The organism is Alicyclobacillus acidoterrestris (assembly GCF_022674245.1).
GTDB classification, from domain to species: domain Bacteria; phylum Bacillota; class Bacilli; order Alicyclobacillales; family Alicyclobacillaceae; genus Alicyclobacillus; species Alicyclobacillus acidoterrestris.
On sequence record NZ_CP080467.1, the window covers coordinates 1436866 to 1461485 of the forward strand.

Genomic DNA, 24620 nt, shown 5'->3' on the forward strand with positions numbered 1-24620 from the left:
CCTAGGAGAGAGGAGATTGGCTACATGTTGACGATGGACAAATTGGCTGGATTAGAGGAACTGGTCACGAGGTCAAACAAACTCGGCGCCGATAGGAGTGTCTGCAATTGGGGAGGTGGCAACACGTCTGTAAAGTCGAAGGCCATCGACCATATGGGCCGCGAAATCAACGTGTTGTGGGTGAAGGGCAGCGGCTCAGACTTGGCGGAGGCGACCGAGCGGAGTTTTACAGCGCTTCGCTTGGACGAAGTACTGCCACTCTTTGAACGCGACGCCATGTCCGACGAGGAAATGGTCTCGTATCTCGCACAGTGCATGTTGGATAGCAAGCACCCGCGCTCTTCGATTGAGACGTTGCTGCACGCGTTTATCCCGTATCCCCATGTCGATCACACCCACCCGGATAGCATCATCTCGCTTTGCTGCAGTGACAATGGGCGCGCCATCGCCGATGAGATATTTGGTTCTCGCGCGGTTTGGGTTCCCTATATCCGCCCAGGGTTTCAGTTGTCGAAGATGATTGGCGAGGCCGTGCGAAACCACCCCGAGTGCGAATTGGTGCTCATGGAGAAACACGGTCTGATTACCTGGGGCAATACCTCCGACGAGTGCTATGCGAACACCATTCGCATCATTGAAGAAGTCGCGGATTATATCGCAACACGGGTACAGCCCGACAACTTGTTTGGTGGGGCGAAATACGACGTGTTGCCGGAGAATGAGCGCACCGAGATTGCCGCTGCGGTGTTGCCGACCATTCGCGGGACGGTGTCTGAGTATCAACATGCCATCCTGACGTATGACGCTGGGGACGATATTCTGCAGTTTGTATGCAGTAGCGACGCCGGGACATTGTCGCAAATCGGTGCGGCTTGTCCGGACCACCTCGTCCATACCAAGCGGAAGCCGCTCTATGTCGATTGGGACCCGAGGACGAAAGATGTCACGCTGTTAAAAGAGAAACTCCGGGCTCAATTGAAGGCGTACAAGGAAGAGTACATCGCGTACTACGAAAAAAATGTCGATCTCGACGTCCCCATGCACGACCCGTATCCGCGCATCATTCTCATTCCGGGAATTGGCGCAATTGGAACGGGTAAGAACAAAAAGATGGCGAATGTGGCGATTGCGCTGTATCGACGCGCCGTGTCTGTGATGAAGGGCGCGACGACACTCGGGAACTTTGTGTCACTCGGCGAAAAGGAATCGTTTGACGTCGAGTATTGGCCGCTTGAATTATACAAACTCTCGCTTGCTCCGCCGGAAAAGGAGTTGGCTCGCAAGGTCGCTTTGATTACCGGTGGCGCTGGCGGGATTGGCGGGGCCACGGCTCGCAGAATGGCGAGTGAAGGGGCTCACGTCGTGTTGGCCGACTTGGCATATCCATCGGCTGTTGACTTGGCCGGGCAAATCAATGCGGAATTCGGCGAAGGGACGGCTATCGGCGTGTTGCTCGACGTCACGGACGAAGCGAAGGTGGCGGCGGCATTCCGCGACGCGGTGCTTGAATACGGCGGAGTGGATATTTTTGTCTCGAACGCCGGGCTCGCCAGTTCCTCTCCGCTCGTCGAGACGTCGTTACAGGATTGGAACCGCAACATCGACGTCTTGGGCACAGGGTATTTCTTGACGAGTCGCGAGGCGTTTCGGGTGATGATAGAGCAACAACTGGGCGGGTCCGTGATTTTTGTGACGTCGAAGAATGCGATTTACGCCGGTAAAGACGCTGCAGGATACAGTGCGGCCAAGGCGCTGGAGGGACACCTTGCGCGCTGCTTGGCGGTCGAGGGCGGGCCGCATGGGATTCGCGTCAATGCTGTTCTGCCGGATGCGGTGCTGCGGGGATCGAATATTTGGAACTCGGCTTGGCGAGAAGAGCGGGCGCGCGCCTACGGGATTGCGCCGGATGAACTGGAAGCGCATTATCGCAAACGCACGTTGTTGAACGTGAACATTACCACGGATGACATTGCGCAAGGCATTTTGTTCTTTGCCTCGCCGAGATCAGCGAAGACGACCGGTTGTATGTTGACGATTGATGGTGGGGTGGCGGCCGCTTTTCCGCGGTAATCAAAGTGCATGTCGATGGGAGGCATGGAATGATGAGTCAATGGAGCGACCGGGCGTACGCGTTGTTTGAGGAACAGCAGCGGGATAGAGGAATCGATTTGGCATGGGTGAAGGAAAAGCTCGTCCGTCTCCAGATTGAGACGCCGTCGTGGGGATACGGGGATTCTGGGACGCGGTTTAAAGTGTTTCAAAAAGTGGGTGTCCCGAGAAATCCCTATGAAAAATTCGACGATGCTGCAGAGGTTCATCGGCTGACAGGGGCGTGTGAAGCGGTGGCTATTCACATTCCCTGGGATAAAGTGAGCGATTATCAGGAGCTGAAATCCTATGCAGAATCGGTTGGCCTGAAAATTGGCGCTGTCAATCCGAATTTGTTTCAGGACGATGACTACATGTTGGGCAGCGTGACGAATGCCAATGCGTCGATTCGCAGGAAAGCTGTCGATCACCTCCTGGAATGCGTCGATATTATGAAACAAGTGGGCTCGAATGCATTGAGCCTGTGGTTTGCGGACGGCACGAACTACCCCGGACAAGGGCACTTGCGCCGCCGTAAGCGGTGGTTGCAGGAGGCGCTGGAGGAGACGTACCGGGCGCTATCTCCGGACATGAAAATGTTGATTGAGTACAAATTTTTTGAACCGGGATTTTATCATACGGATGTCGCCGATTGGGGCATGTCATTTCAAGCCGCGCAGAAACTCGGACCTCAGGCGGAGGTGTTGGTCGATACGGGCCATCATGCGCTTGGCACGAATGTCGAGCACATTGTCTCCTATTTGTTGGACGAAGGGAAATTGGGCGGATTTCACTTTAATAGCCGGAAGTATGCTGACGATGATCTAATTGTGGGTTCCAGCAATCCGTATGAGTTGTTCTTGATTTTCTATCAAATCTTGGATGCTCATCTCGATGAAGATGTAAAGGTTCGCGAGACGGCGGAGAATATCGCGTATATGATTGACCAGAGTCACGCGATTGAGCCAAAGATCCCGGCGATGATTCGCTCTATCTGCAACATTCAGACGCAGTATGCGAAGGCGTTGCTGATTAATCACGCCGAACTCAAGGAGAAACAGGAGAACAATGACGTGTTAGGCGCGGAGAACGCGCTGCGCACTGCGTTTGAAATCGATGTGACACCCCTGTTGCTCGCTGTGCGCGAGGAAAGAGGATTGCCGCCTGATCCGATGCGTGCGTTTTTGGAGAGCGGCTACCAGGAACGGATTGCAAAGCGGGGGGTAGGCGGCAGCAGTTGGTGATTTGATTTTTGAATTTGAAGCGATATTGACGCAGCGGTGGAGAGGAGCGAAAGGGCTTCTCTCCCGCTTGGTGCGTCGGGTTTGACGGCGCGCAGATGAACGTCTGCACCGCCTCGCGCCCTGGATGGCGCATGTATTCCGTTTAGTTTTGTTTATGTATATTTATTTTTATTTGTCTGTTTACTTATGGTTTGTACCGACGTATAATGTCTCGTGTAAGTTGTTGTATTTGTTTGTTTTCTTTTGCTGGGCAGTGAGACGTTCCTTCTTGTTCTGGGCTGACAACTCTGATGTAAGCGTTTTTCTGACAGCGTGCAGGGGATATCACGAAAAGAGGTGTACAAGAAATGGCTGATTATAACGCCGTTGTCGCTGAAGATGACCATCCCGTAACCAGACAGCAGTGGAAGTGGACTGCTGTCGCCTCTATGGCAAATTACATCGACGCGGGCTCCATTGTCGCAGGTGGGTCCGGGTTGACCCTTTGGACAGCACAGTTTCACATGGGCAATACACTCGTCGGAATGCTTGGTGCGTTTAGTTCCAACGCAATTTCTGCTGGTGTCGGCGCACTCATTGGCGGGCGAATTTGCGACGTCTATGGACGGAAGAAGATCTATGCGTGGGATTTGTTGGTATACGCATTCGGAATTCTCTGGATTGTGTTTGCGATGAAAGCTTGGATGCTCTTTGTCGGGTACGTAATTGTTGGACTCGCTGTCGGGGCGGACGTTCCGGCCTCTTGGACGCTGATTGCGGAGCTCGCACCGCGAAAGTCGCGCGGAAAGTTAAGCGGTTTCGCGCAGGTCTTGTGGAATATGGGCCCAGTCATCACCTTGTTGTTAGCGCTTGCTTTGTCTCGCCTGGGGCTACTTGGAATTCGATTGCTGTTCGTTCACTTATTGATTCTCGCTATCATTACTTGGTTTATGCGTAGAGGCGTCGTCGAGTCTGACCGGTGGAAAGCTGCAGTGGAAAAAGAACGGAAGTCGCAAACGTCGCGTCGCGTATCCAATGCGCGGGCGCCTCGAAGCGGGTTCCGGGAATTGGTCTCGTCTCGTGCGAATGTGGGCGCGCTGGTGTTCTGTATCTTGATGTATGGATTATGGAACCTCGTGGCAGGGACCAACGGCTTCTTCTTGCCTTATATCTTGCAGACCGTTGGGTCGGAATCGCAGGCGACAAGCGTTGAATTACAGTGTTTCAACTTCTTATTGACGGTGCTTGCGACCATTCTTGTCTTTATGCCATTGAATGACCGCGTGAACCGCAGACTTCTGTTTACCATCTCATCGGTGCTTCAAGTGGTCGCATTTCTTCTATTTGTGTTCTTCCATTTAAATACGTGGATTGCACTTGCGAACATCATCCTCTATGGAATTGGCTTCGGCTTTGGGCAACAGCCATTTTTCCAGCTCTGGTCTGGCGAGTTATTCCCGACGCGGTTGCGCAGTACTGCGCAAGGGTTCATGTTTGCGGTCGTCCGCATCGGTCTCGGGCTGTGGAGTTTTGTGGTGCCCGTACTGACGGCCACCGGGTTCCACACGCTGGCGTTAATCCTCACATTGATGCTTGTCGTCAGCGGTCTCATTGGCATTATCTTCGCACCCAAAACGGAAGGAAAATCGCTTGAACAAATTGAGGCAGAGCGGTCCAAGGGCGCCTCTCCCCTATCGCCAAGTGATTATGTGTCGCCGTCGAACTGACGGAAGGATGTGTGACGCGAATTTGCATCACTACCATTTGCATCACTACTATCGGAACTTACAGGCGCGAAACGGAAGGTGGACACCCTATGAACGTAGGGTGTCTCCCATTATTTTCTGCAAAAGGAATGGACGGAATTGGGAGGGATTTGGATGATTGGCAAGACGACATGGGTGATTGCGGATGGGTATCTACCTACGAATAGTACGGGGAATCAGGTGAGCCACGAGGCGGTTTGCGTACTAAACCTGACGCCAGATGAGGCTGTCATCCAGTTGACGGTGTATTTTGAGGATAGAGATCCGCTAGCAGGGTTCACCTGCTTGTGCGGCGCGCAAAGAACAAATCATATTCGTTTGGACAGATTGGTCAACGACGCTGGAGAGCAGATTCCACGTGGGGTTCCATATGCGTTGAAAATCGATTCCACTGTGCCCGTCATCGTGCAACACAGTCGAATGGACACATCGCAAGAGGCGCTCGCGTTGTTTACGACGATGGGGTATTCGGGATAAGATAAAAATGAGAGATTTGGGTCTTTGGACTCTGTTGGAAGTAGACTGGGAGTTGCGCTTTGCTAGCGTTCTCAGTACATCAGAGAAGGGAAGTTAGCCAATGTTGCCTGCAGAACGACACAGGGCAATTGTGCAACTCGTCAATGCGAAGGGCAGCATCCGGGTCAAGGAATTGAGCCAGATGTTTGACGTCACCGAAGAGACGGTTCGGCGCGATTTAGACATTCTCGAAGGAGAAGGAAAACTGCGGCGGAGTCACGGCGGTGCTGTTTGTATAGATCCTGAACAAACCGAAACTCCGATAGTCGAGCGCGAATCCGAGCACGTTGTGGAAAAGGAAGCCATTGCGCGCGAGGCGCTGAAGTATATATCTGCGGGCGACCGCATTGCGCTCGATGCTAGCACGACCGCTTGGCACGTCGCGGTCGCGATGCCGAATATCCCGCTTACGGTCCTGACGAATTCCTTGAAAGTGGCGCTTGAACTGGCGAATCGCGATAAAATTGAGGTGATTTCGACCGGTGGCATTTTGCGTTCGACATCGCTGTCCTACGTGGGGCCGATGGCAGAAGAGTCATTGGCTCGCTTTCACGTCAATAAGGCGTTTGTGTCCTGCAAAGGAATGCATACGGAGTACGGACTAAGCGAGTCGAATGCACTACAGGCGTTGGTCAAGCGCAAAATGATTGAAATTGCGGATGTCGTGTACGTCTTGGCGGATCATAGTAAGATTCAAGTTCAGGATTTCACGCAGGTCGCTGGAAACGGTGAAATCGACGTCCTGATTACCGACGCGGGCGCGCCGCGCGATGTGGTTGACGAGTTTTTGTCGATGGATATCAAAGTCCTCCAAGTGTAGTGGATTGTCCTGTATGTAGAAATTCTATCCATTTATTTACGATGCCTTTAGATCTCCTTTACAAACTTTTCGCACGGATTCAATAAACGGCCAGTATCCTCCTACCTGAGAGACAAATCTAGTTTTTCGGAGAAGAGGGGACATAGCGTCATGCGTTATCGATTCAAGCAACCCGTGGCCGTTCTCGCAAGTTTTGCCGTGGCCGGTTCGTTGTTGGCAGCAGGTGGTGTGACTGCCTTCGCGTCTTCGTCCAAGTCGTCTACGCCTGCACAAAAGCCGAGCGCGCAAAGTAGTCCGAAGGTGGTCACTGGGGCAAGCACGACCACGCCGATTCAGCACGTGGTCGTCATCTTTGATGAAAACGTTTCGTTCGATCACTACTTCGGAACCTACCCTGTCGCCGCCAATCCAGCGGGGGAGCCCAAGTTTAAGGCGGCTGCCAACACGCCGAGCGTCAACGGCTTGAGTGGTGCGCTGCTGACCAACAATCCAAACGGGGCAAATCCGCAGCGACTTGACCGCAGTCAAGCGGAGACCGCTGACATGGACCATGGTTATACGCACGAACAAGAGGCGATGGACGGCGGTTTGATGGATCAGTTTGTCAAGTATGGCGGCAGCGGATCAGATGTCGTGATGGACTACTACGATGGCAACACGGTGACAGGTCTTTGGAATTACGCGCAGCACTATGCGTTGAATGATAACTCGTTCGGCACGACCTTCGGTCCTTCGTCGCCGGGGGCTATCAATCTCGTCGCCGGATCGACCCATGGAGCAGTGGCCTACTCGGCCAACGTCGACCAAAACGGACAGCCTATTGATGGAGATGTGCTTGCCGGGAAAGTCGGCAATGGCACGTTGTATAGCGATGTTGACCCCTACTACGACAAGACGTCCTCGGGCAACACCGTGGCGATGACAGGCAAGAACGTCGGCGATTTGCTGAATGCCAAGAACGTCACGTGGGGCTGGTTTGAGGGCGGCTTCCGCAATAGCAGTGAACAGCACACCAACGTCGGCAACGACACCCCGACAGACTATATTCCACACCACGAGCCGTTCCAATATTACAAGTCGACAGCCAACCCTGAACACTTGCCGCCGTCTTCCGCCAAGATGATTGGGAAGACAGACCAGGCGAATCACCAGTACGACCTCACCGACTTCTGGACCGCAGCCGACGCTGGTAACCTCCCGGCGGTCAGTTTCTTGAAGGCGCCAGGTTATGAAGATGGACATGCAGGGTATTCTGATCCGCTTGATGAGCAGACGTTCCTGACGAATACCATCAACCAACTCGAGCAGTTGCCGACGTGGAAGAGTACAGCCATTATTATTGCCTATGACGATTCTGATGGCTGGTATGATCACGTGATGCCGCCTGTCGTCAATCAGTCGAATGACCCGAATGCCGATGCGCTCGACGGCCAAGGGAACGCAGGTACGCCGAAACCAGGTGCCTATCTCGACAGAGCTGGATATGGCCCGCGTTTGCCACTGCTTGTCATCTCCCCGTACGCCAAGCAAAACTACGTGGATAACACGTTGACGGACCAGTCCTCCATCCTCAAGTTCATCGAAGACAACTGGAAGTTGGGTACGATTGGAGATCAATCGATGGACGCCGTCGCAGGTTCGCTGGACAACATGTTCAACTTCTCGAAGCCGACTGCGAGCACGTTATTCTTGAATCCGAGCACAGGTGAATCGGAAACCAAGAGCCAAGCGAAGACGCAATTCGCCGCTTACGTCAAACAGCTGTACGCTGACGCGAAGGTCCCTCAGCCGAAACAGTAACGAACACAGGAACGAAGCTTCCATCAGGCGGCGAATTTTGCGAACAGGAGTGCGAATGCAGATGCCTCAACCATTTCTATCGATTCGCACGCTTCTCGCTGTTGCAGCGGCCGGCACAGGACTCCTTGGTGCTGCACTGATTGTGTCTGGCGTCGTCACGGTGCCAACCGCGAGTGCAGCCGGGGGTTCTGCGAATGGTGTGGCGGTTCATTCAGCAACCGCCACACTGACCGACGCGCAGATTGAGGCGCAGAATCAATTGGCTGTGAATGTAATGAATGAACAGGCAATGCAACCCAAGGTTCTCGCGGATGGCACAAAGGAGTTTGATTTTACCGCGTCGACCTTTCAGTGGGCGTTGTATCCAGGCAAGACAGAACAGGCGTGGGGCATCAATCAACAAGTGCCGGGTCCAGTCATTCGTTTAACTGTCGGGGACAAGGTGAAATTTGTCGTGCACAACGACTTGCCGGAGCCGACGACTGTTCATTGGCATGGGTTGGCTGTCCCGAATGATATGGATGGCGTACCCGATATGCCAGTGCCGCCAATTCCTCAGGGCGGCTCATACACCTATAGCTTTACCGTAACCAAACAGATGATAGGGACACACTGGTACCACAGTCACTATGACGACGACTTTCAAGTGGACTCCGGGATGAATGGCGTGATTATTGTCGATCCGGCAGACACCTCGACCCTACCCCATTACGATGAGGATGCCCTATTTGTCCTCGGTGCCACGAAAGTGGATGGGGTAGACCCGGAGAATGCCTTCACTATCGATGGCAAGTCTTATCCGTATGCACCACAATTGACGGTACACAAAGGCGACAAAGTGTTGTTACGCCTGGTGAATACGAGTGCCGAGAGCTACCACGCGATGACGCTCGACGGCTATACGCTGAATATCGTGGCACAGGATGGCCAACCGCTGCCCGACCCTGAGGCAGTGAGTGTCGTTTCGATAGCCCCTAGTGAGACGGTCGATGTCACATTTACGGCGGACCAAACCGGGGACTGGTTATTCCACGATACGATTCAGGGGAATCTCACAAACCCTGACGATAAATCAGACACCCTGGGTGGCGCCGAGACCGTCATCCACGTGAAGTGAGGGTGGGTATATGATCGGCGTAGCCATGTTTGTTTGCGGCGTGTTGGCCGTTGGCGCAGCGTTTCTGTTTCTTGGTCTCCACCTTCGTTCCAGCAGCGCTGCTTGGGTCTCGAAAGCGTCTTTAGTCACAGGCATACTGTTTGTCGGTTTTGCATTGGTGAGTCTCAAGGTGTATCCAGGCGCGGCGCTCGCGTCAAGTTCTATGCAGAAATCCGCGACGACAGGCAGTCGCTCGACAGGTGCAATGACGGGAATGACTGCAATGGGCAAAAGCCCTACCATGGGGGTCGCTTCGACCGCAGTCGGCGTGACGGATGCTTCATCGACGGCGTTGTCCAATTCGCAAATCGAAGCGCAGAATCAGATGGCCAAAGACATTATGAATGAGCAGGGGATGACCCCGAAGGTATTACAGGATGGCACGAAACAGTTTACACTGACGGCACAGCCGGTGATTTGGCACTTATATCAGTCTCGTAACGTGAATGATTGGGGCTATAACGGCAGTGTCCCAGGTCCCTTGATTCGCGTCAAGGTTGGGGACAAGGTGCAAGTCGTTCTGCATAATGAACTTCCGGAGGCAACGACGCTGCACTTTCAAGGCATCTCCGTGCCCAGTGACATGGACGGGGTGCCGACTATTTCGCAGAAGCCAGTTGCACCGGGCGGTTCCTATGTATATCAATTCACGGTGACGCCTGACATGGTCGGGACGCACGCTTACTTCAGCGATACGGACGCGGGGAAGCAAATCGACGCCGGTTTGCACGGGGTGTTGTTGGTGGATCCCGCCGAAGGCAAACAATACCCGGATGCCGATGTGGATGCCTTATTTGAGTTAGGCGGGCTGGCAGTCGACAGTTCCCCGTCGGAGAACGTGTTTACCATGGACGGCAAACCGTTTCCGAATGCGCCCCAATTGACCGTTCAGCAGGGACAAACGGTGATTGTGCGGTTGGTCCACAATACAGCGGAGTGTTACCACGCGATGCACCTGCATGGGTACACATTTCAGGTCGTCGCGATGGATGGCCATCCGCTCGCAAAGCCGATTTCAGGCAACGTGGTCAGTCTGGCACCAGCGGAGACGGTGGATATCAAGTTTGTCGCGAACAATCCAGGTGAGTGGATGTTTCATTGTCACATTATGGATCACATGATGAACCCGGATGATGACGTGGATGAAATGGGTGGACTCACGACGTATTTTCACGTCGTTGCAAATTCGAACGAAAGCGGCCAGTCATGAGGACTGGCCGCTTTCTTGATGCGCAACAGAGGAATGGAATTACGTCGATTCGCGGTGCGTTACCGTAGGTCCATGGAGCGTCGAGCGGTTGAATAAAACGCTGACGGCGCCAGCCATTGTGAGCAGTGCGCCAGTCACCCAGAAAACCCCGTGCAAGGAAAGCGCGTCGGCGAGGAATCCACCGACAGTTGGGCCTAGCATATTGCCAATTTGGTTGGCTGTTTGATTGAGTCCGAAGGCGCGACCGCGAAAGGTCGGTGTGGTCGCTTTCACGACAAGCCCATTGATAGCCGGGAAAACGGCACAGAAAAAGGCGCCGTAAACAAAGCGCACGCCAGCGAAAGCCCATACGTTGTGGAACGGCAATTGCATAAAGGTAAATATTGCCCCGCCAAACAATCCCACCAACAAAATTTTGATAAACCCAATCTTATCGGCTAGTCGACCCCAAACAGGCGCAAACACAACACCGGCAATACCGGAAATCGAAAAGACGATACCTGCAATCAAAGAGGCATTGCTGGTCGAGTGATTCAATTGTGCGATGTACAGGGTGATGATGGGTTCTACGGTCATGATGGAGAAGGCGGTAAACATATTGAGCAAGAGGGCGGATAAGAGCGGGCGGTTTTGCAAGCCCTCGCGAAATGCGCCAATCACCGAGGAGCGGTGTGCTGCGGGCACGAATTTATCCTCGCGCACCCAAATGATGACAAGTATCGTGGCGAACAGCACGAGGATGCCGGCGCTGCCGAAGGCGATGCGGTTGCTCCAAATACGGGCGATGATGCCGCCAATCAACGGCCCCACAATGGCGCCAGTGGATGTAGACGCAGATATCATGGACAGCGCGAACCCGACGCGTTTTTCTGGCGTGTTGGTTCCGACCAAGGCGATAGCCCCCGGGATAAATCCGGACAACAGCCCTTGCATCAGGCGTAATCCGAGCAATTCGTACGGGTTGGTGACGAATGCAGTCAACAAGTAGACGATGAATAGGACAATGCCCGCGCGGACAATCATGGGTTTTCGTCCATACCTATCGGCTAATGACCCCCAGTAGGGAGATGAGATGGCGCCAGCGAGAAACGCTGCGCTATAAAGTGCGCCGGACCATAAGGCCAAGTGGGTATGTACACCGATTTGTGTTAAGAATAGCGATAAAAAAGGCACAACCATCGAGAAACTGGCCGAGGTGATGAATGAACCTATCCACAAGATCATCAGGTTTCTTTTCCATATTTCCATATCCGCACCAGCCCCTCTGTTTTTACTTTAATATTACGCGCTAACGCAAGATTTTTGGGGCGGAAATCGCATTTTGTTCGTGATTTCGGAAAATTTTATTCGCATGAAGTGGAGATTGGCGTGTGGAGAGCGGGGAATGACTCCGCCCCAAGAAGGGGCGGACGCATGCAGTCACAGGTATTTGCAACCGTGCTTAACTGCGCGATTTGGCCGGTTGTTTCGAGCGCGCCCGTGACTGTACACGTTGCGTTGTCCCTGCACGTTTCTGAGGGCGCTTTTTGGCACGCTGGCCAGCTCGTTTGCCTGGTTGGCGGTTCGGAGGTGGGAGAATTTCATCGAGTTTGTTGCGAATATATTGTATCTCCTCCGCGATTTCTTCAGTGGAGGCGGATCGAATACGCGCTTCGAGGCGAGGGAACGCACGTCGAATTGCCTCCCGCAACATCGTTTGCTCGAATCCATGGACTTGTGTCAACGCGCGTTCGAGTGCTTCGCGAACGGCACTGAGACACCGTTCTTGAACCGACAATGGCGCAGTTTCTAGAGGTTCCGGAGCATTTACAGACACAGCTACACCCCCTTTTTTGATGTTTCACCTTATGCCAACACCCCGCCATCTGGATGGGGCAACTGCTGATAGGCTCAAACTTGGTTTAAGAGGCGCTTGTGTATCCAGATGGCCGCTTGCGCTCCATCGCCCATCGAAATCGTCACCTGTTCAGAGTGGGCGACGACATCCCCTGCCGCAAACACCCCGCGTACATTTGTCTCACGTGTGCGTGCATCGACGGGAATGTGCCGATTTTCTAACACGGTCACGCCGAGTTGGACGGCGAGTTGTGACTTGACGACGTTGCCTCCAAACGCGACAAAACCACGGCGAAAATACAGTTCTTGTCCGTCCGCGAGCGCTACGGCCCGAATCGTTTCGCCATCTGCTAGAATTCGGCGCACTGGTGCGTTCACAAAACGAATGCCCTTATCCGCTAGGGCCTTTTTGCGTTCATCGTCTATCTCTGTCTGCTCGTGGTTGATGTAGGTCAGGTCGTTCGACCAGTAAGACAGCGTGCGCGCCATGTCTGCGCCCACATTGCCCGCGCCGATGACGACAGTGGGATGATTGATAATTTCGTACCCATCGCAGTCGGGGCAAACGTAGATGGTTGAACCAAGACACTGCCTGAGACCCGCAATGTCTGGGATATGGTCGACCAGTCCAGTGGCGATTAACAGTGTCCTGGCACGGTAGTGCTCAGCGCTGTCGGTCACCAGTGCGAATTCATCGCCGTCTATCTTTGCCTGCATCACTTCTGCATCGACGAATTTGACCCCATAAGATTCCGCTTGTTGTCGGCCAATGCGCCGTAAATCGGGCCCGCTGATGCCACCAGGCCATCCTAAGATGTTGTGATACGCCCGGCAGATAGTAGAGCGTCCACTGTGGTTGTCGACGACGAGGACGTTGTGCCGATATCTTCCTAATTGAATGGCCGCCTGAAGGCCTGCGATGCCGCCCCCAATGATAATCGTGTCGTGTATCAACGTCATTGCTCCTCTCGGGTTGCCGATGGTTGCAGGGAATTTTTCAGGACCACCGAAATGTTGTAAAGGCTGTTGAATTCCAAAATCTGAAGTGGCCATCCTGTGAATGAGGAGGAACCGCCATTGACGAATACGCTGAGTCCTGGTGTCGTTCGTTTGGAACGCGCGCTGCGCAAGTTGGGCAAAAGTATTACAGAGCCCGTTATCGCTCGAATTGAAGGATTGACCAATGGGCAAATTTTTATGATTTACCACATCAACGAAGTGGGATCGTGTACGGTGTCTGCACTGGCTGCAAAGATGGAAGTCAAGCCGAGTGCGATTACGGTCATGTTAGATCGCCTGGAAAGTCACGGATATGTGATACGTGAGCGCGGTACGGAAGATCGGCGAGTTGTTCATGTGGCACTTACAGACGAAGGCAAGGGGGTGCTTGAGCGGGTGATTCAGATGCACAACCGGTTGGTGCATCATCACCTCGCACAATTGCCGGAATGCGAGGTGGAGCAATTGCTCGACACACTGGAGAAGTTGGCGGACATCGCGGCGACAAGCGACGTCGACAGCATTTTGAACGATCCGATTTGTGAACCCTGAGGGATTAAGACGAAGTTTGAATTCTCCACAGTGGTGCAATCAACAGAGCCAGCGCTCCCACTGTCATACCGGCGGCGCCAACCGCCATTGCAAAGCGCAGTGAGAGTGCGGTCGCGATGACACCGCCAAGGACGGCGCCAATCGGGGTAAGCGCGCTCATCAGCAGATTGATGGTGCCATTGACCCGGCCGAGCATGGCATCTTCGGTGAGCATTTGACGGACCGTTGACTCCAGTACCTCGAAGATGACGCCAAACAAATCTCCAAATAGTTGCGCCGCCATGAGAAAGAGGGCGGCATGCCAGGCGTCGCCGTGGGCGAGCGGGATGAACCAACTGCAGATGGCGTTCAAAATTGCGGTACTGACGAGCACGGGGCCAACGCCCAAAGACCGAACCAGTCGCTGGCACAAGGCCGCGCCAATCAGCGCGCCGACGCCGCCAAACGTCACCGTCAGGCCAAAGAGGGCCGCGGATAAGTGGAGGGATCGAATCGCGAATAGCACATCCATGTTAAAGATAATGCCGGAGAATAATGCCGATATTCCGGCGGTCACCGCCAGCGCGATGAGTCTTTTGTCATGTGCGATGTAGCGCACGCCATCGATGATTTCACGCCGCAATCGCGCACTGGATGTGCGCCATCCTCGCTGTGTGAAGGTTACTTCCTGTTTGATCTCGACGTGTCGAATACCTTGAATACTGACTGCAGAAAACAGGTAGGACAGTGCGTCCAGCAGAATCGCAATCGGTGCAGTAAACAGTTGGACTAGACTTCCGGCGAGTCCTGGACCGATGATTTCTGCGATGGAACTGGTGATGCTCAGTTTTGTATTGGCATCCATCAATCGATCGCGGCCTACGAAACTTGGTAGGTACGCTTGATATGCCGTGTTAAAGATTTGATTGAGCAAGGACAGCGTGGGGTAAATCACAAACAGCATCCATAGCGCGAGATGCCCGATGAGGGCAGCGACAGGAATAACGAGTAACAGGAACCCTCGCAAATAATCGGCCCCAATCAGGAAGGGGCGCCGCGCGTATCGGTCGACGAAGGCGCCGATAAACATGCCTATCGATAAAACGGGAAGTGCTGCAATGAACTGCAGCCAGCCCATTTGTAATGGTGAAGCATGTAGCGTCAGGACGGCGGCAAGCGGCAGCGCTTCGCCGGTAATCCGCGAACCGACCGTGGAGACGGACTGGCCCAGCCACAGCGATAGGAAATTTTTATCACGCCACAGCGAGTTTTTTGTTGTGTCAACATGACGAGGTTCTGCGTCCATGTTTTCTCCTTATGTGACCCTTGGTGTGGTTTGTTTCACAATGCCTGATAGAACGGTGCCCGCTCATAAAATGTCGCCCATAGCCCGCCGTCTACGCGCAAGGATACAGAGGGTTCTGGCCGGACGAAACGCGCCTTGTCGTGGTGCCACGTGTAACGCTTTACGATGGCAGCCAGAACGAGGGTCGCTTCGGCCATGGCAAACGTGTTGCCGATACAGGTTCGACTGCCGCCGCCAAACGGAATGTATGCAAAGCGTGGCCATTCATGCGCATTGGCTTCGTCAAACCGCTCTGGAATAAACTCGTTTGCACGCTGAAACCAACGTTCGTCGCGATGAACCACATATGGGGAGATAATCAAGGAAGATCTCGCTGGAATTTCGATATTTTCCACCGTCAACAGTTCCGTCGTCTCGCGCAGCATCGTCCACGCGGGCGGGTAAAGTCGAAGGGTCTCACGGATGACCTGTCGCACGTACGGCAGGTGGTGCACATCCGCGGAGGTTGGCATCCGCCGCCCGAGCACGCTATCCACTTCCTTGCGTACTTTCTCCGTCACAGACGGGTGCTCGCTGAGCAGATACAGTACCCAACTCAGTAGATTGGCCGTCGTCTCATGGCCGCCAATGACAAATGTTGCCAGTTCATCGCGAATCTCCTCCATAGGCAGAGGTTGTCCAGTCTCGTCTTGAATGTGCAATATATGTGAAAGCAACGTCGGACGATCGGCATCGTCCTTCATGCTGTCCAGCAGGCGGTAGAGAATGCCATCCAGTTGCTCTACTGCGCGACGGTGGCGTTGATTGCTGGGCGTGGGCATCCAATAAGGCATCGGTATCGCTTGCATCAGGCGGGTTGCACTATATTCGACGGAACACTCAATAATCTCGTGTAGCAACGCACGGTCTTTTCCCACCTCTGCCCCGAACAAGCCCTCGAACACGATATCCAAGGTCAGGTCGAGCAGGGCGTCGGACACACAAAACGCGCCGCGCACACCCCAATTTGCGATATGCTGTGCTGTCAACCGGATGATGTCGGCGCACGCGCGTTCCACCATGGACGCGTGAAATGCGGGTTGCAATTGGCGACGTTGGCGGTGATGCTTTGGCCGCTCACTGGTTAGCAGCCCTTCGCCAAGGGTGAGTCCGAGCACCTTTGCCGAGCTCCCTTTGATGATTTTGGGCTCATCTAGTGCCAGGATACTGCGAATGACGTTTGGATGATGGATGATATAGGTCGGCTGGCGGTTGACGGAAGGAATTTTTACCACGTCGCCGAACGTCTTCGTGTTTTCTAGAAATGCGATAGGATCCCGCCGGAACTGCCGATATCGACGCATCGGGTTTCCACTGAGTATCCCTTCTTGAATGGGTATGCTTACACCTCGTTTCCTGTACTTCAATCTTTGCTGTTGATTTGGTACATTGCAAGTAGACCGTGGACACGGATTCCTGCTTGTCCGCTGCCCGACGCGTTTGGAAGCAGAGGAGGAAGTTGATTGGAAAGGCATGTATTGGTCGTGTTTCCCCACCCAGACGATGAGACCATGGCGACAGGGGGACCTATCGCAGTACACGCAGCAGCAGGAACACCTGTTACGTACGCCTGTTTTACGCTCGGTGAGATGGGTCGTAACATGGGAAATCCACCGTTTGCCAACCGCGAGACGTTGCCAAAAATTCGCCAACAAGAACTGCGTGAAGCATGTCGGCACCTTGGTATCACCGACTTGCGGTGCATGGGCTTTCGCGATAAGACGTTGGAGTTTGAAGATCCGGATAAGTTGACCGCGCTCATCTCCGAATTGATAGAAGAAATTCATCCGTCGCTCGTCATCACCTATTATCCTGGTTACTGTGTGCACCCGGATCACGAAGCGTTAGCGCACGCCACAGTGCGCGCAATTGCTCAAATGCCTGCGGCATCCCGCCCTGTGTTACAATGTCAGGCCTTTGCTCACGGACATCAAGAGGCTCTAGGTCCCTGTGATGTCGTCATTGACGCCAGTTCTGTCTGGGAAAAGGTTTATCTTGCGTGGAAGGCACACAAGTCCCAGACGTCCTCTTACATTGCAGAGGTCGATAAGGCGCTTCAGGGCGATGAAGCCTCCCGGCAACAGGCGATTGAGCGGTTTTGTTATTACGGGTTGTATACATATCGATTTTAAGCGCGCATCGGTGTCGACAAACAGAGGCCAGCCAACTCACCGAATCGGGTGTCGGCTGGCCTCATCATCATGATTGTCGAGCGACTCCAGGTTGAGAATCGCCTGATGTGTGCTTAGAAGTTGAAGTTGTCAGGGTCGGCACCAAACCGACGATTTTCATTCAATGCGTCAATCGCATTCATATCATCCGTGCTCAATTCAAAATCGAATACCTGGGCATTCTCGATAATGCGTGACTCCCGAATCGATTTCGGAATGGTCACGATGCCATGCTGTAGATCCCAACGCAGAACCACTTGGGCCGGGGTCTTGTTATATTTTTTTGCAATGTTCACAAGGACGTCGTTATCGAGGTGACCCTGCATCAATGGGCTCCACGCTTCAAACTGAATCTTGTGGTCCGCGCAGAACGTGCGCAGTTCCGTCTGTGTGAGGAGTGGATGGCACTCCACTTGGTTTACTGCAGGGACAATCTCTGCGTCCGCGAGTAAATCTTCAAGATGATGGACATGGAAATTGCTGACCCCGATAGCGCGAACGACGCCATCTTTATAAAGTTTTTCGAGCGCTTTCCACGAATCCTTGTACTTACCTTTGACTGGCCAGTGAATGAGGTAGAGATCTACGTACTCAAGACCTAGGCGTTTGTTGCTCTCTTCAAACGCGCGCAGGGCGGTGTCGTATCCCTGATCCGCATTCCACAATTTGGTGGTGATAAAGAGTTCATTGCGCGGGATGCCAGACTTGCGAACGGCGTTTCCGACGCCCTCTTCGTTTTGATACGCAGCGGCTGTATCGATGTGGCGGTAGCCAGCGTTCAATGCGTACGTCACGGCATTTTCCACTTCATCTCCCGCCTTTGTCTGCCACACACCAAGGCCGAACCAAGGCATTTTCACGCCGTTGTTGAGCGTTGTGGTATCTGTGAGATGTTTTGCGGTCATCAGGGTTCCCTCCTAAGGAAAAGTGTGGAGCTTGGTTTTCGGATCTCATTATATCGATTCCTGATTTGAAAGGGAAAGTAGATTTAAACGTTCACAAATCACTGAAAAGTGTTACAATAAATAATCTAAATAGTGAGACGAATATAAAAAGAGTGAGGCGTGGAATTGAGTGGACATGGAGCGAGTCATGATTTTAGATACGACTCTTCGCGACGGCACGCAAGGAGAGGGTATCAGTTTAACTGTGGCAGACAAGTTGCGCATTGCAAAGAAGCTTGACGAGTTGGGCATTGCCTATATTGAAGGCGGGTTTCCCGGCGCAAATCCAAAAGATCAGGAGTTCTTCGAAAGCGCGAAGAAGAAACTTCACCTCAAGCACGCGAAATTGACTGCGTTTGGCAGCACAAGGCGCCCGGGCGTGGCAGCGGAGACGGATGAAGGATTGCGCGTCCTTCTCGACTCACAGGCGCCTGTTGTCACTTTGGTGGGCAAGGCGTGGGATTTTCACGTACGGGAGGCGCTCAGAGTCACACTAGAGGAAAACCTTCAAATGATCTCCGATTCGGTGGCTTACCTCAAGCGTCAAGGAAGAGAAGTCATCTTTGACGCCGAACATTTCTTTGACGGATATCGTCATAACCCGGACTACGCCTTGGCGACGTTAACCGCTGCTGCGGATGCGGGCGTCGATTGGGTGACTTTGTGCGATACGAACGGGGGGACACTCCCGCATCAAATTTCCGAAATCGTTCGTGTGGTAGTCGCTACTCTCTCTGTTCCGGTGGGGATTCACACGCACAACGATTGCGAACTCGCCGTTGCAAACAGTCTTACAGCTGTGCGCAATGGCGTGACGATGGTTCATGGAACCATCAATGGGATTGGCGAGCGGTGTGGAAATGCGAATCTCGCCTCTGTCATTCCGAATCTGGAGCTGAAATTGGAGAAGCGTTGCTTGCCGTCCTCGGACCATCTCGTTCACCTAACAGAGATTGCGCGGTTCATCGGAGAAATCGCCAATTTGGTTCCGCATAGTTATCAGCCTTTTGTGGGGCATAGCGCGTTTGCGCATAAAGGTGGGATTCACGTAAGTGCTATCTCCCGCAATCCAGAGACGTACGAACACATTCGTCCGGAGTTAGTGGGGAATACGCGCCGAATCCTCGTTTCCGAACTATCTGGCGTATCCAACTTGCAACATCGGGCAGAGGAATTTGGTGTAGATGTTCGCGATAGAAAAGAAGAGATGCGCCAGTTACTTGGCGAAATCAAGGAGCTGGAGTACCAGGGTTACCAGTTCGAGGGTGCGGAAGCGTCGCAGGAATTATTGTTTTTAAAGCGCTTCGGCCAGTACGAGTCCTTCTTCGACGTGGCGGCGATGCGGGTCGAGGCGACCATGCTGGACGATGATGCCATGCATTCTGAAGCTATCGTCAAATTGTTGGTGGGTGGCCAGTCAGTCCACACGGTCGCGGAGGGGAATGGTCCCGTCAATGCCTTGGATAGTGCACTACGGAAGGCACTAACACCGTTTTACCCCATCATTGAAACGATGCATTTAACGGACTATAAAGTTCGTGTCTTAGATGAGAAGGATGCTACGGCGGCCAAGGTGCGGGTACTGATTGAATCGACGAATGGCTTCGATGTGTGGAGGACAATTGGCGTTTCAGAGAACGTGATTGAAGCGAGTTGGGAAGCTTTGGTCGACAGTGTGATGTACTTCTTGTTGCGCGTGGTTCGTAAGGACGGTGCCGCAGAAGTATCGTAACTGGCGGGCAATGAGCGGGGGTTCATGGTGAACAAGAGAGGGCAGCCCGATACCACACAATGGTATCGGGCTGCCCGAAGGCTTGTCCTGCGCAGATGATGAATTAGAGGACCATCGTGGCGGACTGCATTCGAATGACACCGTCATCTCCTGGCTGCTGGGCGGAGGGTAACATAATGGTGACCTCCGTACCTACACCGACTTCACTGTGAATTTCAATGTTACCCTGATGTTCCTTCAAGATATTGTACACGACCATGAGCCCAAGACCGGTTCCTTTTTCTTTTGTTGTATAGAAGGGATCACCAAGGTTCGTTTTCAGTTCCTCCGGAATACCTACGCCTTGGTCGCGAATAACGATAACAATTTGGTCGTCGACGAGACGTCCCGAGATATTCACCACACCGCCATCATCCATAGACTCCACAGCGTTTTTCAGGATGTTTACAAATACTTGGCGGATTTGATTTTCATTACATTTGCTGTAAATCGCTCCTTGAAAGGCGAGATCGAAATATACGTTGCGCTTGTGCGCTTGCCCTTCGAGAAGTGTTACGCAGTGCCTGACCACAGGGACTAAATCGACAATTTTGTATTGCGCCTTTTGTGGCTTCGCCAGTAACAACAATTCCGAGGTGATTTCTTCAATACGCGTCAACTCAGACCAAACGATGTCGTAGGAGGACTGCGAATACGATTCGAAATCCCGTTTTAAGACCTGCACAAATCCTTTTACCGCCGTGAGCGGATTGCGGATTTCGTGCGCGACGCCAGCGGCCAACTGTCCAATCACGGCGAGTTTTTCCGAGTGCACAAGATACTCCTGTTGGCGTAGTCGCTCTGTAATATCTCTAGATGCGAGAATGATGTCGTACACCTCACCGCGATCATTCAGGACCGGCGAGAATTCTGTTTCAACGGGAAGCTGTTTGCCGTTGATATTCAGCGTTAGCTGATGACGTTCGTTAGTTACGAAGGATTGAATTCTTCGAATGGCTTCTTTCACGAAATCGCTTTGTAGCATGATTGAGTCTAGTTGTTGTCCGGTAATTGAGTCTACGCCGCATTCAAAAACCTGTTCGTGAGAAGGGGAGGCGTATGTGATTTTTAAATCCTTATTTACCACCAAGATTAATTCGGTCGTGTAATGTGCTATTAGCTCATATTGGCGTTCAGCGATGTCACGAGAGTGAACAGCTTGGTGGAATTGTTGAGACAGAAGTACAAAACATGCAAAAAGGAAACATATTAATAACGCAAATTCCCAATTGCGAGCAAATTGAATATACATAGTCAGTACAGCGGATGTTGCAATGAGTGGAAGAAAATTGAACATCCCTAGCCCATCGGCCAGCGTAACTCGTTGACCGATGGATAATTGAATTCCGACAAGGATAATGTAATTGACAACTTCAAAAGTAGCGACCGAAATCAAAATATGAAAGAAGTATGGAAGATGCGTAGTCTGTCTTGATGAGTACCAAGCTGCAAGGAGTGCATAAAAAAACATACCGAATGTGACTGTTAGGCGAAAGAATTTGATTCGTTTCACATTCCACCGATAGTGTTTCATAAACTCCGCAACGGTTCCGAAGAACAATGGTACACATGCAGTTAAAGGGCCATTTGTGGATAGTACAAAAATATAAGTCACGACACCTGCTCCCCAAAGGGTGCCTTTGGGCAGGTAAACCGGAAACATACCAAGACAAATAGCTATACACGACACTACAACAATGGATGTTGAAGCATGAAAGCACAGGGTTCCAATGGTTGATAGTGGAACCATCAGTCCGGTTGCAAAGAGGATGTTGAGATACAATTTACTGATTCTGAGCAATCACTTTCTCTCCTCGTTTGGAAGAGTTGAGGTAAATGAGTGACATAATCCCCAAACCGACCAAGATGTCACCAGGGCTCATTAGATATGGAGCAACAGGTATCCAATCAACCAACCACCAGGCTTTCGTGGCAGATGTGATCACATGCCTGGACCCGACGTTCGGAACCCCGGCATGCGGATGTATAAGATGGTAACCCGTGAGTGATATCGGCATAGCCCCGTGATGTAGTAGAAGCGCGGCCAAGTTTAGGGACGCACCAATCACAATGAGGGTGATACCTCGTATATGCCAATTAAACAATAACGCAATGATAAAGAGAAGAAAAAATAGTTCGATCATCCACGCGCTTGACGGATGCTGCTTAGTCGGTAATACATTTAGAAGTATCTGGGCGATTAATGATATGATAATCAACCAAGCAAATTTAAAACGTAGACGGAAAAGAGAGAACAAGTGGCGTCTAGTAATTAGGGTAATAATGATCCCTAGTGCAACGAAGTAAGGCATTTTGGACACTCCCGACAATGGATATAGAAATAAAAAAGGGACCCACAGGTCCCTTTTTTATTTGGTGAATTAGACCCACGGGTATTCGGCGATAGTCGCAATAGCCAAAGCAACAAGGACGCCAATCGTTACAAGTTTTTCACGTTTGAACATCATCGCTCTCTCCCTTATTGAATATTGAGTGTATACATGTTGATTTCGACAAAACCTGGCAATCTCCTTCTTTTTCACCATGGAATCGAGTGAATTTTTCATATTTTTTATATGGTGACTTTTTGGAAGCATATTCCTGGTCAGCGCCGTACACACTAGAGGCCGGATCACTATCCGCCTAGCCATGACGGGAGGAGACAGCATGAACCAAGAGGATTTCACGATGCGGCGGGAGATGGAGCGATCGTATTCGGCCATTAGTCCGTTTGAGTTAAAAAATAAACTGATTGAGCTGGCGAAGGGACGCCAAAAGAAAAGTGCTCGCGTGATGTTGAACGCAGGGCGGGGGAACCCGAATTGGATTTCTTCAACGCCGCGTGACGCCTTTTTTTCATTGGGGCGTTTTGCGATGGCGGAGAGTCGACGTGTTTGGGAAGAACCTGATCTCGCTGGCAAACCGGCGAGACCTGGCTCCTATCGACGATTTTTGGATTTTGCGGAGCAGCACAGAGAGATGCCGGGCATGTCTCTGCTTCGGGATGTCGTCGAATACGGGCGCGACGTCCTGGGCGTTGATGCAGACGCATTTGTTTACGAGCTGGTCGACGGCATTATCGGAGACAATTATCCAGAACCGGATCGAATGCTTGTTCACGTTGAAAAGGTAGTTCATCAGTTTCTGATTCAGGAAATGTGTGCGGGGGATGAAGCGGTAGGCAATTTCGATTTATTTGCGGTCGAAGGCGCAACTGCGGCCATGTGCTACATATTTGACACGCTACACGAAAATTATTTGTTGCAGCCGAAGGATAAGGTTGCTGTCATGGTGCCCATTTTTCCGCCTTATATCGAGATTTCGCAGCTGTCGAAGTACAACTTTGACCTGGTCGAGATTCATGCTAGTGCCCGCGACGAACAAGGAAACCACACGTGGCAGTATCCAGAATCCGAGCTGTCGAAGTTGGAGGATCCCGCTATTAAGGCCTTATTTCTCGTCAATCCAAGTAATCCACCATCGGTAGCCATGAATGAGGAGACGATACAGCGACTCGTAGGCATTGTACGTGAAAAGAATCCGGGCCTGATGATTATTTCGGATGATGTGTACGGTACGTTTGTTGATGGTTTTCGTTCCCTCATGTCCGTACTGCCATTTAACACAATAGGCGTTTATTCGTTTTCGAAGTATTTTGGTGTGACGGGTTGGCGCCTAGGTGTGGTCGCAGTTCATCAGAACAATGTCTTTGATGAGCGCCTCAAACAGTTGCCGGAGGACAAGATTGCAATTCTCAATCATCGTTATGCCTCGATGACGATGCATCCTGAAAAGGTTCGTTTTATTGATAGAATGGTTGCCGACAGCCGGCAAGTGGCACTGAATCACACGGCGGGTTTATCGACGCCGCAACAAGTCCAAATGGCGTTGTTCTGTGCGTTCGCGTTGTTGGACAAAGAAAATCGGTACAAGCAGTTGACGAAGGATATTTGTCATCGGCGGATGCGGTTGCTCTACCAAGGACTTGGATTGCCAATGCCGAACATCCCGAATGACGCGGACTATTACACGGAATTCGATCTCGAAGAATGGTCAAACCACCACTATGGCGTTTCGTTCACCAAGTTTCTTCAAGCGAACTACGAGCCTATCGATATCCTATTTCGACTTGCCGAGGAATCGGGGATTGTGTTGCTGAATGGTGGCGGATTTCACGGGCCTACATGGTCAATTCGAGTCTCTCTTGCCAATTTGAACGATGACTCATACACCCAAATTGGACAAGCACTCCATGCGGCGCTTGAGCGCTATGTCGAGGAGTGGAAAGCCACGCAATAATGTGGGGCTGGGCACCCCTGGATTCTCGGCCCCGCGCGAGAAGAAAGCTGTGTCGATTGGTCTTGTGTGGGCGGCGATGTGCCTGGGGTCAATGCGTGGGGACGTGATGCACTGGATGGCTTACGGTTTGAAGAACGTGGACAGC

Annotated in this window: 20 protein-coding genes; 12 read left to right on the plus strand and 8 right to left on the minus strand. The window is 52.2% G+C overall.

The window, feature by feature from the left end:
* Window positions 1–24: 24 nt before the first annotated feature.
* The 8 genes from K1I37_RS06605 (at window position 25) to K1I37_RS06640 (ending at window position 10579) form a co-directional block, all read left to right on the plus strand.
* On the plus strand, window positions 25–2070 hold the full coding sequence (locus K1I37_RS06605; protein ID WP_021295321.1) for a bifunctional rhamnulose-1-phosphate aldolase/short-chain dehydrogenase: 2046 nt from the start codon (window positions 25–27) through the stop codon (window positions 2068–2070).
* A 32-nt stretch (window positions 2071–2102) separates the two neighbouring features.
* Window positions 2103–3332 (plus strand): L-rhamnose isomerase, encoded by a 1230-nt coding sequence (gene rhaI / locus K1I37_RS06610; protein WP_031217956.1) that lies wholly within the window; start codon window positions 2103–2105, stop codon window positions 3330–3332.
* Between the two features lie 347 nt (window positions 3333–3679).
* On the plus strand, window positions 3680–5038 hold the full coding sequence (locus tag K1I37_RS06615) for an MFS transporter (RefSeq protein ID WP_021295319.1): 1359 nt from the start codon (window positions 3680–3682) through the stop codon (window positions 5036–5038).
* A gap of 153 nt (window positions 5039–5191) precedes the next feature.
* Entirely contained in the window at window positions 5192–5554 is a 363-nt protein-coding gene (locus tag K1I37_RS06620) for a sensory rhodopsin transducer (protein WP_021295318.1), read from the plus strand.
* Between the two features lie 100 nt (window positions 5555–5654).
* Window positions 5655–6413: a DeoR/GlpR family DNA-binding transcription regulator gene (locus tag K1I37_RS06625; RefSeq protein WP_021295317.1), complete on the plus strand. Its 759-nt coding sequence runs from the start codon at window positions 5655–5657 to the stop codon at window positions 6411–6413.
* 150 nt (window positions 6414–6563) lie between these two features.
* Window positions 6564–8213 (plus strand): phospholipase C, encoded by a 1650-nt coding sequence (locus K1I37_RS06630; protein ID WP_021295316.1) that lies wholly within the window; start codon window positions 6564–6566, stop codon window positions 8211–8213.
* Window positions 8214–8274: 61 nt separating this feature from the next.
* Window positions 8275–9330: a multicopper oxidase family protein gene (locus K1I37_RS06635; protein ID WP_021295315.1), complete on the plus strand. Its 1056-nt coding sequence runs from the start codon at window positions 8275–8277 to the stop codon at window positions 9328–9330.
* A 10-nt stretch (window positions 9331–9340) separates the two neighbouring features.
* Complete coding sequence (locus K1I37_RS06640; RefSeq protein ID WP_021295314.1) at window positions 9341–10579, plus strand: multicopper oxidase family protein; 1239 nt, start codon at window positions 9341–9343, stop codon at window positions 10577–10579.
* 39 nt (window positions 10580–10618) lie between these two features.
* Here K1I37_RS06640 and K1I37_RS06645 read toward each other — a convergent pair whose 3' ends face one another.
* From K1I37_RS06645 to K1I37_RS06655, 3 genes are all read right to left on the minus strand, one after another.
* Window positions 10619–11827 carry an MFS transporter gene (locus K1I37_RS06645; RefSeq protein ID WP_051189349.1) on the minus strand — a complete coding sequence of 403 codons (1209 nt, stop codon included), beginning with the start codon at window positions 11825–11827 and terminating at the stop codon, window positions 10619–10621.
* Between the two features lie 193 nt (window positions 11828–12020).
* The gene (locus K1I37_RS06650; RefSeq protein ID WP_021295312.1) at window positions 12021–12395 is read right to left on the minus strand and encodes a hypothetical protein; all 375 of its coding nucleotides are present in this window, start codon (window positions 12393–12395) and stop codon (window positions 12021–12023) included.
* Window positions 12396–12469: 74 nt separating this feature from the next.
* A complete protein-coding gene (locus K1I37_RS06655) occupies window positions 12470–13375 on the minus strand; it encodes an NAD(P)/FAD-dependent oxidoreductase (protein WP_021295311.1) in 906 nt (301 codons plus the stop codon).
* Window positions 13376–13492: 117 nt separating this feature from the next.
* Between K1I37_RS06655 and K1I37_RS06660 the strand changes: the two genes are divergently transcribed.
* Window positions 13493–13966 (plus strand): MarR family winged helix-turn-helix transcriptional regulator, encoded by a 474-nt coding sequence (locus K1I37_RS06660; RefSeq protein ID WP_021295310.1) that lies wholly within the window; start codon window positions 13493–13495, stop codon window positions 13964–13966.
* Window positions 13967–13970: 4 nt separating this feature from the next.
* On the opposite strand, the gene K1I37_RS06665 is transcribed toward K1I37_RS06660, so the two are convergent.
* Both K1I37_RS06665 and K1I37_RS06670 read right to left on the minus strand, forming a co-directional pair.
* Window positions 13971–15251 (minus strand): MFS transporter, encoded by a 1281-nt coding sequence (locus tag K1I37_RS06665; RefSeq protein WP_021295309.1) that lies wholly within the window; start codon window positions 15249–15251, stop codon window positions 13971–13973.
* A gap of 35 nt (window positions 15252–15286) precedes the next feature.
* Window positions 15287–16594 (minus strand): cytochrome P450, encoded by a 1308-nt coding sequence (locus tag K1I37_RS06670; RefSeq protein WP_021295308.1) that lies wholly within the window; start codon window positions 16592–16594, stop codon window positions 15287–15289.
* Window positions 16595–16753: 159 nt separating this feature from the next.
* On the opposite strand from K1I37_RS06670, the gene bshB2 reads away from it, so the two are divergent.
* On the plus strand, window positions 16754–17422 hold the full coding sequence (gene bshB2, locus K1I37_RS06675) for a bacillithiol biosynthesis deacetylase BshB2 (RefSeq protein ID WP_021295307.1): 669 nt from the start codon (window positions 16754–16756) through the stop codon (window positions 17420–17422).
* A gap of 113 nt (window positions 17423–17535) precedes the next feature.
* Here bshB2 and K1I37_RS06680 read toward each other — a convergent pair whose 3' ends face one another.
* The gene (locus tag K1I37_RS06680; protein WP_021295306.1) at window positions 17536–18366 is read right to left on the minus strand and encodes an aldo/keto reductase; all 831 of its coding nucleotides are present in this window, start codon (window positions 18364–18366) and stop codon (window positions 17536–17538) included.
* Window positions 18367–18541: 175 nt separating this feature from the next.
* On the opposite strand from K1I37_RS06680, the gene cimA reads away from it, so the two are divergent.
* Window positions 18542–20137: a citramalate synthase gene (cimA, locus tag K1I37_RS06685; protein WP_040440908.1), complete on the plus strand. Its 1596-nt coding sequence runs from the start codon at window positions 18542–18544 to the stop codon at window positions 20135–20137.
* Between the two features lie 103 nt (window positions 20138–20240).
* Here the strand turns inward: cimA and K1I37_RS06690 are convergent, their stop codons facing one another.
* Window positions 20241–21977: an ATP-binding protein gene (locus tag K1I37_RS06690; protein ID WP_021295304.1), complete on the minus strand. Its 1737-nt coding sequence runs from the start codon at window positions 21975–21977 to the stop codon at window positions 20241–20243.
* Window positions 21961–22488 carry a DUF5317 family protein gene (locus K1I37_RS21815; protein ID WP_021295303.1) on the minus strand — a complete coding sequence of 176 codons (528 nt, stop codon included), beginning with the start codon at window positions 22486–22488 and terminating at the stop codon, window positions 21961–21963. Before K1I37_RS21815 ends, K1I37_RS06690 begins: the two co-directional genes overlap by 17 nt.
* Before the next feature lie 355 nt (window positions 22489–22843).
* Here K1I37_RS21815 and aspD point away from each other — a divergent pair, with 355 nt between their 5' ends.
* Window positions 22844–24475, plus strand: a complete 1632-nt coding sequence (gene aspD, locus K1I37_RS06695; protein WP_021295301.1) for an aspartate 4-decarboxylase — start codon at window positions 22844–22846, stop codon at window positions 24473–24475.
* Window positions 24476–24620 lie beyond the last annotated feature (145 nt).